Below are 12,036 nucleotides of genomic sequence, written 5' to 3' on the forward strand. Positions count from 1 at the left end.
AAAGATGACATTCTTAATAAAACGAATAATGGCACAGGCAATTGATTTCTTTTTAGGTATTCTGCTGCTTTTTGTATGTTTCGGTCTGCTGCTGCCTCAAGTAAAGCTGATTATTTCAAATGATGTGGTTCGATCAATTTTAGGGATGCTTCTTTTCGTTCTTGCCTATTTTTTGATTCAATATCCATTTATGATAAATGGACAGACAGTTGGCAAAGGCTTTTATCGCCTGCAAATTATTTCCACAGATGAAGAACGGACGGATGTTCCTGCAGCTGTCGTATTTCAACGGGAAATCCTGTGTAAGCTGATGAGCTGCTTCTTTATCTGCGTACCGATGCTGACTGGCAAATTAGGCGGGCATGAGGAAGCAACGCATACGAAACTTATTGAACTGAAAAAAGTTCGGGTAAAGAGAGAAATAGAAGAAGTGCAATGAAAGAATAAGGAGCAATGTGATGGAAATGATTAAGCAGTATTTTGATGAACTTCTCGCTGATTCTTCTCCGGAGAAATCCGTTTGGAATCAGGAAGCGATTTTGGAAAAGAAAAAGCCTCACTGGAGTTACATCGATGGCTGTGTATTAATTGCTGTTCAACGAATGTACAATGTAACAGGAGAGAAACAATATATTGACTTTCTAAAGAAGTTCATTGATTATTTCATTAATGAAGAGGGTGAAATTCTAGGTTATTCGCTGGAGAGTATGAATTCAGATTCCATCAATGAAGGGAAGGTTCTCTTCGACTTATACGATCAGACGGGGGAAGAGAAGTATCGGAAAGCACTTGACCGATTATACGGTCAGTTGGAAAAACAGCCGCGTACTGAGAGCGGCAGCTTTTGGCATAAACTGATTTATCCCAACCAAATATGGTTGGATGGGTTGAACATGGTTCAGCCCTTCTATCTGGCCTATGGTCTGCGGTGGCTGGCTGGAAACAATCTGTCAGACGTATTAATTCAATTTAGAAATGTACAGAAATACATGAAAGACCAGCAAACTGGATTACTTTATCATGGCTATGATGAAAGTAAAAAGATGTTTTGGTCTGATCAGAAAACGGGCTGCAGCAAGAGCTTCTGGAGCCGTTCAATCGGTTGGTACGCAATGGGATTGATTGACACAATTGAACTCCTTCAGACCACCTGTTCGGAAGCTGCCGAAGAGCTGTCTGTTTACCTGGTTGAATTAATCAATTCTATAATGGTGTATCAGGATCAGGAAAGCAAGCTCTTTTATCAGGTGACGGATCAGGCAGATCGACTAGGAAATTATCTTGAGACCAGCGCCTCGTGTGCAATTGCGTATATTTTGATAAAGGGTGTAAGACTTGGAATTATTGATCAATCATATGTGGAAAAGGGTGGGGAAATTCTTAGAGAGGTTATGAATCAAAAGATGGTTCAAGAGAATGGACGGATCAAACTAAAGGACATTTGTCTGGTTGCCGGCTTAGGCGGAATGCCTGGAAAGGGAGAGTATCATGAACGGGACGGCACTTATGAATACTATATTTCTGAGCCTGTAGTAAGTGATGACGGCAAAGGAATTGGTCCCTTAATCTATGCTTATTCTGAATATATGGAGGCAACGGTTGATTCGCTGTTTGAATGACTGGATAAGTGATATATGCTGACTATCTAATTCCAGTATAACAGGAATGGATAGCCTCTTCCGGTATTGGAATATTTTTTTGAAAAAGTATAGGGAACCAAGTCAAATAATCCAGTTTTCCCTAAAGTTTGCTTGGAGAATATCTTAGTAAATGATCGAGCTGTTCCCCCTGTCTTCATTAGTTTGGCAGGAAAGAGGGAATAGCTCGATCATTTTCACCGTGTTTGGATAGGAGCAGGAGTGTTCAGGGGAGCCCGACCCTTCTTTGGATCGAACAGTGTTTTTGAATAGCTGTTGCGTATAGAGGAGCAGGGTGTTTTTTCTGCTGTACATTTCTCGTCATTAATGAGAACATATTTCCCCTCTGTTAGGGAATAATACACTTGGTCTCTTGATTCATCTGAATAAATGATTACTATTGAATTTGATATTTTATCAGTAATTGCTTGTATACATAATGTTGTGCAGCTCTCAAATGCTAATTTTATTTCCTTAATACTAGAAAATTTTACATTTTCAAAATAAGAAAACAATTTTCTTATTTTTTCTTTATTTATCTTCATAAGATTTCCTCTTACTGATCATTTTTGAAAAGCCGAACTATTTTCAGATTTAGGAATTTTGACTGTTCGCCTTTTGGAAAATTGACCCGGACGATCTGCAGCTGCTGCCGAAAAATTTTCTCTAAGAATCCGAACGATCCTTTTTGCAAATATCGTCTAAATCAAAATATTTAAATGTTTCTTCAAATGAATTAGAGGTTCTGAATCTAAAATATCTCTCATTTAAGTCTTCTGTAGACAATTGCTTTTTATAAACAGCTGCACAATCAAATATTACTGATATAACAAAAGGAATTTGCATATCTGCTATATTATCTGCAATCGAGAACTGAGGCCTATTTAGATTAAGCAGGTGTGAATGGATTATACAAACCAGTGAAGCATACGTCTCATTTACTAATAGTTTATCCTCTAGTAAGAATTGTACATCTTCCAAGTTTCCTTTTTGTTCTGGTTCTGCCCAATGAAATTTATAATCCTGATCCTGATAAATCGCAATAAGCAGTTCCTTGTCTTCATGTTCAGCTACTTGCTTCAGTCTATTCGTAATTTCAAGAAATTTTTTACTAGGAATTTTTTCATAATGTAACAGTTGCTCCGCTGTAATTTCCATTACTTAACACCTTTCTGATCCTTTTTAAGGAATTGCATCCTAGCATCTGGTAAATCTCTATAGAAACTGACAGAACTGTCTTCGTTTACAAGTACACAGTCTTCTTCATTATATACATGATCATAAAAATACTTTCTCATGTAATCTTTATTTTCAATAGTTTCACTATTGATTCCTTTTCTGAAATACCTAACCAGGTTGTATACAAGCTTAAAGAATGAATGGACCATATCTCTTCTGCTTCTTCTAAGGACACATTGCTTGCCAATTTTTTCAATACTATCTTTTATAAATTTCACTTCTACTTCAGTTTCTGAAAGATCAGGAAATTCTTGAATATAATCATATAGACATTTTTCCATTATGGTTTACACTTTTCTTATTGATGATTTTGAATCAAGCCAAAGTGATCCTTAGTTGGAATTGTATGAAACGGATCAACAAGAGATTGACCCGTATCGTTTCCATAATGTTTTATTAGAAAGGCTACATGTTATGAGAAAAAGACTCATTAATTTTACTTCGTAGCAAAGAAAACGCTTTCTTGTTTCGGTATTAAATGTTACAATTAAAACGAATTAAACACCACAGAAAGGAGAATATATATAAATTAGTTACACTAATTATATTTCAAAGTAAAAAAAGAATAAGGAGAGTACTTTATGAAAATTAGTAAATTGAAAGTCGCGCTAGTTATGATTACCATCCCGTTTGTATTGTCTGTTAAAGCAAGTGCTGAAGAAAGCACTATAGCTGGAAATGAAGGTAGCAGTCTAGGACAAGTCATTATGCAAAATGAGCGAAAAAGATCAGTTTCTGATTTCGACTTAAGTTCTAAATTGATAGATTCCGAAACAAAATTACTAGTTGCCGCTAAAGAACAATTAGGGAAAACATTCGAAGACAAATTTAGTTCTGAATACTTCAATTTCCTAAATGAAGTTGCCAATACTGACAAAATTAAAATTGGATCATCCGAAAGTGAAAACATTGAATTTAATGAGTTTGCTTCCATTTATACAAACCGAATTGGTTCGATTACGCCTATTACCGAAATTGAAACATCTACATTAGATATGTTTAACGCGCGCACGTCACTTTTGAACAAAACTTACAATGAGATAAAAGAAGAAAATAGAGCTTCAATTTTAGCAGCTGAAAATGCCGGTAGTAGCCGAATACAATCTAGAACGGGATTTGGTGTTTATAGCGCAACAACATATGCTAAAAAGCATGCTAAAAGCTACAACACTAATTATCGTGCGTTCCCTTCAGACTGTACTAATTTTGTTTCACAAATTGCTAACGCTGGTGGAAAAAGCCAAAGTTACTATCAAAATGCTAGTGGAATGACTTGGTATTATGTAAACGCTTTGTCCTACTCACCAACATGGACTTTAGCACACCAGTTTTTTGTATATTGGACAGCCAGTGGAGCATCGACTTCTCAGTACACAACTAAAACCTCTGCTCAACAAGGAATGACTGAAGGTACTTTCGTAGCTTATTGGAAGAAAAACACCTATGAAATTACTCACGCTTCATATGTTAGCCAAAAATCTGGCACTAAAGCATATATCACACAGCACACAACTGATCGCTTAAATGAAGCATGGGACGGTCTTGACGTTTCTGCTTACAGTTCATTTATTCTATTAAAATTCTAAATTTGATATAATTACAGATAAATGATAGCGTTTATGGAGGAAAATCATGAAGAAAGCAAGCCTAAATACAAAACTTAAAATAATATTTTTCACAGTTATTGCTCTATTTTGTTTCACACATTTAACGCCTGAAATCGCTCTTAGATCCAATATTTTTTTCTCTGGTCATTTTAAAGAAGCTTTTTCAAGCAAAGTAGAGAAGTCAGAATCTACAGAAAAAGAAAAGTTTAGGTATTCAATTTTTTTCAAAGTTTCTCCTCCTCCTTTGGATGATAATACACATTCCTATTTAGAAACATATGAAGTAAAATCAGTATTTGGAATTTTTTATTGGGCCAAATATTTTGGTGAAGCATAAATACTGACTACATCAGCTCTGGTCAACTTCTAATGATCGGAGTCTTTTTTCTTTATTTCTACATAATCTCCAAATTGTTGCACGTACTCTCGGCTATAATGATCACAAGTAAAATAATACTTGCCATATACCTTTTTTGCCAACTCTCCGCAGTCACATTGCACATATACTATCATAGAATCATTACATGGTGTTTTCGGTATCTTCCATTGATCAAATATTTGTCTTCCCATTAAACACTCCTCTAGTCATTTCTTTTTACTGATCATTGATTCAACACAGGTATTTTCCTGTGAAGCCCGATCAGCAGTATTTGATTTTTATTTTAATGATCTGGTTGCGTTTTAATCATCTTTTTTTGTATTATTTAGTTACAGACATCGCTTTAAGCGCAGTTTCTGATTTACTGGATAATTGAACATTTCTTTTAGAGAGGAGAACCGCAGTATCTTAGTGATTTTATTCATTTAGAAATAGTGCTCCTACGGTTCTCTCTCCGTTGAGATCCTCGTCGCAAACGCATCAACTTAGAATAGCGTTGGCTATCGGACCTCTGGGATGCAAGCAATTGATTCTTTAAGAACAGAAATCAATTGGTATCAAAGTAAGAAAGGAGAACCGTATGAGACATATTATTTATAGTGGTATGATGGATGGCTTGGTAATAGAACGCTGCACGCGGCATGAAGAATATAAAATGGTAAAGCATTGGCATCCAGAAGTTGAATTTCAATATTTTCTTTCGGGAAAACGTCTGTTTTTTATTGAAAACAAGGATTATGTGTGTAAGCCCGGCAGCTTAGTGATCGTTGATTCCAATCAGGTTCATAATACTGCTTCTGATAAAGAATTGTTTCATGACCGGGTACTTCTCTCTTTTGAAAAGGAAAAGTTTCAAAAGATTTTAGCAGACACGGATTTTGATATGGATGAATTTTTCAGCTTATATAACGGATTGATTCAGATTCCTGAAACAGACCGTTCCTATTTAGAATGGCTATTGATGGATCTGGCTAATGAAGTGAAAAAGAAGCAGTCTATGTATCAACTGTCAGTACAAGTACGCTTAACGGAGTTGTTTGTCTATCTGACGAGATTAAAGACCAGCGGGCCGCGTGAAAAGAAAGTGGCGAATACAAATGAAGTAGATGAATTGGTTAATCGAGTTGCCCTATATATTCGGGACTCGTATAAAACAGCCGGTTCTTTACAAAATATAGCAAAATATTTCTATTTAGATAAGAGCTATTTATCCAGAATATTTAAACGTTCGACGGGCTATACCGTTTCTGAATTTACCAATATTCGAAGAATCCAACAGTCACAGAAGCTGTTGGAAGACACAGATTGGACGATTGCTAAAGTAGCAGAAGAAGTAGGCTATCAAAATATGACCTATTATAATCGGGTCTTCAAAAAATACATTGAAACTTCTCCGCTCCAATACCGTAAAAAGAAAATTGCTTACAGGAAGAGTCTGCGTGAAAAAAATAATAATTAATTGGACTTGGAGGATATACTTTCACTTTGATCTAATCCTTGCAGCACAGTAGATTAAACGTGACGAGTTGCCAATTAGACATGTTTGTGCCGAGACTCGAACAAAGTCCTTCAATTCTTAATAGCTTTGCCATTTAGAAATTGATGAGATCGAAACGAAGTCCTTCAATTCTTAATGGCTCTGCCGTTTAGAAATTGATGAGATCGAAACGAAGTGTAGTGTAGTGAGACTTGTAGATACAAGAATTTTCTTTAGTATAAAAACTTTTAGTGATGGTATGTGCAGCTCTAATAGAAATGAACTTGTCGACAGTTATTACTGCAGTAAGAGATAGGGGGATGCGAAGCCATTCTGATAAATGTGTAAGTAGTCAAACGTTAATAGGGACTGTACATAAAGACCTTTGAACACCATTTAAGAGGATGTGACAGAAGTATGTTACATCCTCTTAAATGTGTTAGGCAGGAAATTTTCTTAAATGAATAAGCTATCCAAGCAGCTAATCTTGCTTCCTTTACTTTCATAGTAACGCAGCATGTCATCAATTTTTCGCTTATCATAACTGGTAATGCAATCTGATAACACCGTAACGTCATAATCTGCTTTACGCAAGTTATAGCAGGTTGATTTCACACAAGCAACAGCGTCTGCTCCTGTGATATAGAAATCGCTTATTTCATTAGCTGTAATAAACTCTGTAAATTCTTCACTGGTTAATGCGTTGCCCTTATACTTTGTGAAGATATTTTTTGAGACTATTTTTAAATCAGGAGCTAATTCAGCGCCGGAAGTACCAGTTTTAAATGTCCGCGTGCCGGCTGATAAATTTTCATGTCGAATATAAGCAACATGAATCTCCTGTTTGACTGCCCAATCAATAGCGGTATTGATATTTCCGATAATTTCCTTGTAATTTTTTGTGATGTCGTTTTGAATGTCGATGATGACTAAAGCTTTTTGCTTCATGGCTTCTCCTCCTGATTAAGATCTATCTGAAAAATTTGTTTCTGTAATAATTGTCAGACAGATATTAGTAATTGATTTGTTTAATCTTTATTATACCTGGCAATTGTTGACATCAGTATGGCAACAATCTATAATGGAAAAAATAAATTTTGAAAGGCGGCTGTTAGATGAAGGTGGAAAGACTTGTCAGTATTATTATGATTCTTCTTGATAAAGAACGTGTGGGTGCACAGGAGCTGGCTGAAAAATTTGAAGTTTCACCCCGAACAATCTATCGGGATATAGATTCTATCAATCTGGCAGGAATTCCTGTTCGTTCAGTATCAGGAGTGGGCGGCGGCTTTGAAATCATGCAGAATTACAAGGTAGACAGAAAAGTATTTTCGCCAACTGATCTTTCCACGATACTGATGGGGCTTTCCAGTCTTTCCGATATGGTGCATAGGGATGAACTGGTTAATGCTCTTGCAAAAGTCAGGAGCTTTATCCCTGCTGACAGAGCGAAAGACATTGAATTAAAAACAAATCAATTACTTATAGATTTGAGTCCTTGGATGAGCAACAGGAATATACAACCCTATCTGGAAAGAATCAAAACAGCTTTACAGGAAAACAGACAGCTTTCGTTTGACTATACAGACCGTCACGGAAATAAAACCGCACGAACAGTTGAACCCTGTCAGCTTGTGTTGAAAAGCAATCACTGGTATATGTATGGGTATTGCTGTGAAAGAAATGATTTTCGCTTATTCAAACTATCTCGCCTGTCAAACCTGCAAATTCAAGAAGTGGTTTTTTCACCGCGCGACTATCAAAAACCGCAGCTGGATGTTAGTGATGTTTTAGCAGAAATGGGAACACATATTACCCTTCGTTTTCATCAATCTGCTATAGAAAGGGTGCTTGATTATTGTACAGTTGAAGACTTGTTGGACGATGGTGATGAGCATTATATCGTTCGATTTCCCTTTATAGAAAATGACTATTATTACAACATTCTTTTCAGCTTTGGCGATAAATGTGAATGTTTAGAGCCAGCACATGTCCGCACAGAAATAAAGCGCAGAATACAGGATATAGCAGCCATATATAAAAGTTAATACAGGAAATACGATGGAAAAGCAGCCTTAAAAATAGAGCAATATTCCACAAAGTTCGGATGGATTTCTTGCATCAATTACTGAATAATGCATAAGGCAGGATGGATTTTCCCGCCAAGAAGGAGCATATATCCAGCAGAGTTTTTCTGTTGACAGAAATTTTTTCCTATGCTAACCTTTACAACATCGTAAGAACCAAAAAAATTGGAGGAACCGGACATGACATTCAGCAAAACTGTTGCAGTTAAATCTTGCTGTTGTTGTATGGTGCTAAAAAGCAGCATACCATTTTGTCATGCCTGTTAACTGCCCAATTTTTCGATTATTTTTGATACCATGAATAGGAGCTTTTCTATTCTTTGGTGACGACCTAATGGAAATTCAAGGTGCTGATTAATAGTCAGTACCTTTTTTGTTGTTTAAAAAAATGTTAAAGGAGTTTACTATGATTATTGATTCTATCCAAGCAGCTGTCGGTCATACCCCGCTGCTGCGTTTCACCCATCGTGAGTTTGCTGAAATTCCTAAAGGCTCCTCAGTTTATGCCAAGCTGGAATACTTGAATCCCGGCGGCAGCATTAAGGATCGTTTAGGTGTCTATCTGATTGAGGTCGGGTTGGCAAGCGGCAAGATAACCAGAGAGACGACGATTATTGAACCTACTGCCGGTAATACGGGTATCGGTATTGCTATTGCAGCACTTGCTTTCGGTTTGCGGACGATCTTTGTGGTTCCGGAAAAGTTTAGTTTGGAAAAGCAGGCATTGATGCGGGCTCTAGGGGCGGAAATTGTTCATACACCTACCGAAGAAGGAATTATCGGGGCGATTGCCAAAGCTGAAAAGCTTCAAGAAGAATTTGCAGACAGCTATCTGCCTTCGCAATTTGAAAATCCTGCCAATCCCCAAGCCTATTATCAATCGCTTGCTCCTGAACTGGTCGCCGATCTTGGTGAGTCAATCACCAGCTTTGTGGCGGGGGTTGGCAGCGGCGGAACATTTAGCGGAGTTGCACGTTACCTGTTGGAAAGAAATACGGCGATTCGTTTAATCGGTGTAGAACCGGAGGGTTCAATTTTAAACGGCGGAGCAAGCCACAGTCATGAAATCGAAGGAATTGGGGTCGAGTTCATGCCGACCTTTCTGGAGGGGCTGCCTATCACTGGTTATGCCGCTATCACTGATTCGGATGGATTCGCCATGACCAGAAAGCTGGCTCGGGAACATGGGCTTTTAGTGGGCAGTTCGTCAGGAGCTGTAATGGTCGCAGCATTGGCAGAAGCGGCACAATTACCTGCCGGCAGTCAGGTGGTCACGATTTTCCCTGATGCCGGAGATCGTTATTTATCCAAAAATATTTATTCGCGGGAGGACTATTAATATGCATATCAATACGAAACTAATTCACGGCGGGATTTCAGAAGATAAAACGACTGGAGCAGTTAGTGTACCAATCTATCAAACCTCTACGTACAAACAAAATGGAGTTGGGCAGCCAAAGGAATACGAGTATTCCCGTTCAGGTAACCCAACGCGTCATGCATTGGAGGAATTAATCGCAGACTTGGAAGGCGGTGTACAGGGATTTGCATTTGGCTCAGGATTAGCGGGTATTCATGCGATCTTGTCCTTATTTGTACCGGGAGATCATCTGCTTATGGGTGACGATGTTTATGGCGGAACTTTTCGTATATTTGAGCAGGTTTTTGTTAAAAATGGTTTGGAGTATACGATTGTTGATACAAGTGATCTGGCAGATATTGAGAAAAATATACAGCCAAATACCAAGGGGCTTTATCTGGAATCTCCCAGCAATCCATTATTGAAGATTACAGATATCAAGTCTGCAGCTGATATTGCTAAAAAGCATAATTTAGTTGTGATGGTGGATAACACTTTTGCTACTCCTTATTTCCAGCAGCCGTTAACATTGGGGGCAGATATTGTGATTCACAGTGGAACAAAATACCTCGGCGGACACAGCGATGTGGTCTCTGGCTTAGTGACGACGAATGATCCTAAGCTTGCTCAAGAGCTGTCCTTTTTGCAAAATGCGATAGGGGCTGTATTAGGTCCGCAAGACAGTTGGCTGATGCAGCGGGGGATTAAAACATTAGGCGTAAGAATGGAGGAACATCAGCGAAATGCATTAGCGGCAGCAGAATTTTTAACAAGTCATCCGGCAGTCGCCAACGTTTATTATCCTGGGCTGTCCAGCCATAACGGTTATGAGGTGGCGAAAAAACAAATGAGCGGCTTCAGTGGTATGATTTCTTTCGAATTAAAGAATGAAGCTGCTGCAACTGCTTTTGTTGAAGCACTGCAGCTGTTCACTTTAGCAGAGAGCCTGGGCGGGGTGGAAAGTTTGGTGGAAGTTCCGGCAGTCATGACGCATGCATCAATCCCGAAAGAGAAAAGAGAAGCTGCAGGGATTAGAGATGGACTGATTCGTTTGTCGGTGGGACTTGAATATGCAGGGGATCTCTTAGCGGATCTTGAACAGGCATTTGAAAAGTCTGGTGCCTAACTATAGGTCTGGAATTTATGCTGATTTTTAAAGAATGGACAGCAGATTACGATGAGGAGGTCAATGGTGGTAATCCGGAGTATTAGAAAGTATTTACCGGCTATTGAAAAATATTGGATGAGATCATCAAGGCTTCCAGTGAAATAGTGCTGGAGTTTGAGAGTGATATCGGCAACTTGATAGAAAAACCGATCACTGCGGGAAAGACTGTTTATCTGGTAGAGCCTTCTCCGGAAATGCGAAAGATTGCCAAAGGGAAAACAAGCCTTCAAAATTCAACTTTTTATGCTGGTGGTATGGAAAACTTCCCTGAATTACCGGCAGTGGTTGATGTGATCGTTTCAAACAGGGTGTTTCATCAGTTGAGAGCGGCTGAAAAAAAAGGGCCGTTGAGAATTATGGTCAATTGTTGTCAGAGGGCGGAAAAATCATATTTGGTGATACAATGTTTCTATCTCAGGCGACTTATGCTAAAATCGTAACAGAGAAAAAGCTTTGGGAGAATTCAATCTTGCAGCAGATTTGGAGCGGGTGTATTATCCGCTCATGGTCGACCTGGAGGAAAGTTTTACCAAGAACGGTTTTCAGACCATCTACCGCCAAATGAATTGTTTTGTCTGGCTGGTTATCGAAAAAAAATGAATGGAGGAAAAAGCAGATGAAAATGAATGTTGAAAGTTTTAATTTGGATCATACGAAGGTTAAAGCGCCTTATATCCGGGTAGCAGATAAAAAAACAGGTGCGAACGGGGATTTAATCGTGAAATACGATGTTCGTTTGAAACAGCCGAATCAGGATCACATGGCAATGGCAGCATTACATTCTTTGGAGCATTTGACAGCAGAATTGATTCGTAATCATGCGGATTATATTGTTGATTGGTCACCAATGGGCTGTCAGACAGGGTTCTATTTAACTGTCTTGAATCACGACAACATTGATGAGGTTATGGAGGTTTTAGAATTAACCATGAAGGATGTGCTGGTGGCGACTGAAGTTCCGGCCAGCAATCCGGTTCAGTGCGGCTGGGCAGCCAGCCATACACTGGAAGGGGCTCAAGCATTAGCTAAAGAGTTTTTGGATCAGCGTGAGGAATGGGGCAATGTCTTTGCTTAAGCTCGAT

The 12,036-nt window shown here is 38.5% G+C and carries 14 protein-coding genes; 10 read left to right on the top strand and 4 right to left on the bottom strand.

Annotation, left to right across the window (positions count from 1 at the left end):
• Positions 1-4 precede the first annotated feature (4 nt).
• Both LI954_RS01945 and LI954_RS01950 read left to right on the top strand, forming a co-directional pair.
• Positions 5-439, top strand: coding sequence for an RDD family protein (locus LI954_RS01945; RefSeq protein ID WP_202068114.1), 435 nt, complete (start codon positions 5-7; stop codon positions 437-439).
• 19 nt (positions 440-458) lie between these two features.
• Positions 459-1,619, top strand: coding sequence for a glycoside hydrolase family 88/105 protein (locus LI954_RS01950; RefSeq protein WP_202068113.1), 1,161 nt, complete (start codon positions 459-461; stop codon positions 1,617-1,619).
• Positions 1,620-1,834: 215 nt separating this feature from the next.
• Here the strand turns inward: LI954_RS01950 and LI954_RS01955 are convergent, their stop codons facing one another.
• The 3 genes from LI954_RS01955 to LI954_RS01965 form a co-directional block, all read right to left on the bottom strand.
• Positions 1,835-2,182, bottom strand: coding sequence for a hypothetical protein (locus tag LI954_RS01955; protein ID WP_229443346.1), 348 nt, complete (start codon positions 2,180-2,182; stop codon positions 1,835-1,837).
• A gap of 121 nt (positions 2,183-2,303) precedes the next feature.
• Positions 2,304-2,795: a hypothetical protein gene (locus tag LI954_RS01960; protein WP_229443347.1), complete on the bottom strand. Its 492-nt coding sequence runs from the start codon at positions 2,793-2,795 to the stop codon at positions 2,304-2,306.
• Positions 2,795-3,157 (bottom strand): hypothetical protein, encoded by a 363-nt coding sequence (locus LI954_RS01965; protein ID WP_202068110.1) that lies wholly within the window; start codon positions 3,155-3,157, stop codon positions 2,795-2,797. The genes LI954_RS01960 and LI954_RS01965 overlap by 1 nt, the downstream gene beginning before the upstream one ends.
• Before the next feature lie 300 nt (positions 3,158-3,457).
• Here LI954_RS01965 and LI954_RS01970 point away from each other — a divergent pair, with 300 nt between their 5' ends.
• The 3 genes from LI954_RS01970 to LI954_RS01980 all read left to right on the top strand — a co-directional run bounded on the left by LI954_RS01970 (position 3,458) and on the right by LI954_RS01980 (position 6,321).
• Positions 3,458-4,462 carry an amidase domain-containing protein gene (locus tag LI954_RS01970; RefSeq protein WP_202068109.1) on the top strand — a complete coding sequence of 335 codons (1,005 nt, stop codon included), beginning with the start codon at positions 3,458-3,460 and terminating at the stop codon, positions 4,460-4,462.
• 46 nt (positions 4,463-4,508) lie between these two features.
• Complete coding sequence (locus tag LI954_RS01975) at positions 4,509-4,820, top strand: hypothetical protein (protein ID WP_202068108.1); 312 nt, start codon at positions 4,509-4,511, stop codon at positions 4,818-4,820.
• 622 nt (positions 4,821-5,442) lie between these two features.
• Positions 5,443-6,321: an AraC family transcriptional regulator gene (locus tag LI954_RS01980; protein ID WP_202068107.1), complete on the top strand. Its 879-nt coding sequence runs from the start codon at positions 5,443-5,445 to the stop codon at positions 6,319-6,321.
• Between the two features lie 474 nt (positions 6,322-6,795).
• Here the strand turns inward: LI954_RS01980 and LI954_RS01985 are convergent, their stop codons facing one another.
• Positions 6,796-7,287, bottom strand: coding sequence for a cysteine hydrolase family protein (locus LI954_RS01985; RefSeq protein ID WP_229443348.1), 492 nt, complete (start codon positions 7,285-7,287; stop codon positions 6,796-6,798).
• 167 nt (positions 7,288-7,454) lie between these two features.
• On the opposite strand from LI954_RS01985, the gene LI954_RS01990 reads away from it, so the two are divergent.
• From LI954_RS01990 to LI954_RS02010, 5 genes are all read left to right on the top strand, one after another.
• The gene (locus LI954_RS01990; protein WP_229443349.1) at positions 7,455-8,387 is read left to right on the top strand and encodes a helix-turn-helix transcriptional regulator; all 933 of its coding nucleotides are present in this window, start codon (positions 7,455-7,457) and stop codon (positions 8,385-8,387) included.
• Between the two features lie 445 nt (positions 8,388-8,832).
• Complete coding sequence (locus LI954_RS01995) at positions 8,833-9,765, top strand: PLP-dependent cysteine synthase family protein (protein ID WP_229442602.1); 933 nt, start codon at positions 8,833-8,835, stop codon at positions 9,763-9,765.
• A gap of 1 nt (position 9,766) precedes the next feature.
• A complete protein-coding gene (locus LI954_RS02000) occupies positions 9,767-10,912 on the top strand; it encodes a cystathionine gamma-synthase (protein WP_229443350.1) in 1,146 nt (381 codons plus the stop codon).
• 113 nt (positions 10,913-11,025) lie between these two features.
• Complete coding sequence (locus LI954_RS02005; RefSeq protein WP_229443351.1) at positions 11,026-11,394, top strand: methyltransferase domain-containing protein; 369 nt, start codon at positions 11,026-11,028, stop codon at positions 11,392-11,394.
• A 176-nt stretch (positions 11,395-11,570) separates the two neighbouring features.
• Positions 11,571-12,029: an S-ribosylhomocysteine lyase gene (locus LI954_RS02010; protein ID WP_202068102.1), complete on the top strand. Its 459-nt coding sequence runs from the start codon at positions 11,571-11,573 to the stop codon at positions 12,027-12,029.
• Positions 12,030-12,036 lie beyond the last annotated feature (7 nt).

The sequence above is a fragment of the Enterococcus sp. CWB-B31 genome (assembly GCF_020567645.1).
Taxonomy (GTDB): domain Bacteria; phylum Bacillota; class Bacilli; order Lactobacillales; family Enterococcaceae; genus Enterococcus_L.

Excerpts from the sequence above, each read along its gene's own strand:
- LI954_RS01955 (WP_229443346.1), bottom strand. The coding sequence starts at position 2,182 with ATGAAGATAAATAAAGAAAAAATAAGAAAATTGTTTTCTTATTTTGAA.
- LI954_RS01995 (WP_229442602.1), top strand. The coding sequence starts at position 8,833 with ATGATTATTGATTCTATCCAAGCAGCTGTCGGTCATACCCCGCTGCTG.
- LI954_RS01990 (WP_229443349.1), top strand. The coding sequence starts at position 7,455 with ATGAAGGTGGAAAGACTTGTCAGTATTATTATGATTCTTCTTGATAAA.
- LI954_RS01980 (WP_202068107.1), top strand. The coding sequence starts at position 5,443 with ATGAGACATATTATTTATAGTGGTATGATGGATGGCTTGGTAATAGAA.
- LI954_RS01950 (WP_202068113.1), top strand. The coding sequence starts at position 459 with ATGGAAATGATTAAGCAGTATTTTGATGAACTTCTCGCTGATTCTTCT.
- LI954_RS01975 (WP_202068108.1), top strand. The coding sequence starts at position 4,509 with ATGAAGAAAGCAAGCCTAAATACAAAACTTAAAATAATATTTTTCACA.
- LI954_RS02000 (WP_229443350.1), top strand. The coding sequence starts at position 9,767 with ATGCATATCAATACGAAACTAATTCACGGCGGGATTTCAGAAGATAAA.
- LI954_RS02010 (WP_202068102.1), top strand. The coding sequence starts at position 11,571 with ATGAAAATGAATGTTGAAAGTTTTAATTTGGATCATACGAAGGTTAAA.
- LI954_RS01985 (WP_229443348.1), bottom strand. The coding sequence starts at position 7,287 with ATGAAGCAAAAAGCTTTAGTCATCATCGACATTCAAAACGACATCACA.
- LI954_RS01945 (WP_202068114.1), top strand. The coding sequence starts at position 5 with ATGACATTCTTAATAAAACGAATAATGGCACAGGCAATTGATTTCTTT.
- LI954_RS01965 (WP_202068110.1), bottom strand. The coding sequence starts at position 3,157 with ATGGAAAAATGTCTATATGATTATATTCAAGAATTTCCTGATCTTTCA.
- LI954_RS01960 (WP_229443347.1), bottom strand. The coding sequence starts at position 2,795 with ATGGAAATTACAGCGGAGCAACTGTTACATTATGAAAAAATTCCTAGT.
- LI954_RS01970 (WP_202068109.1), top strand. The coding sequence starts at position 3,458 with ATGAAAATTAGTAAATTGAAAGTCGCGCTAGTTATGATTACCATCCCG.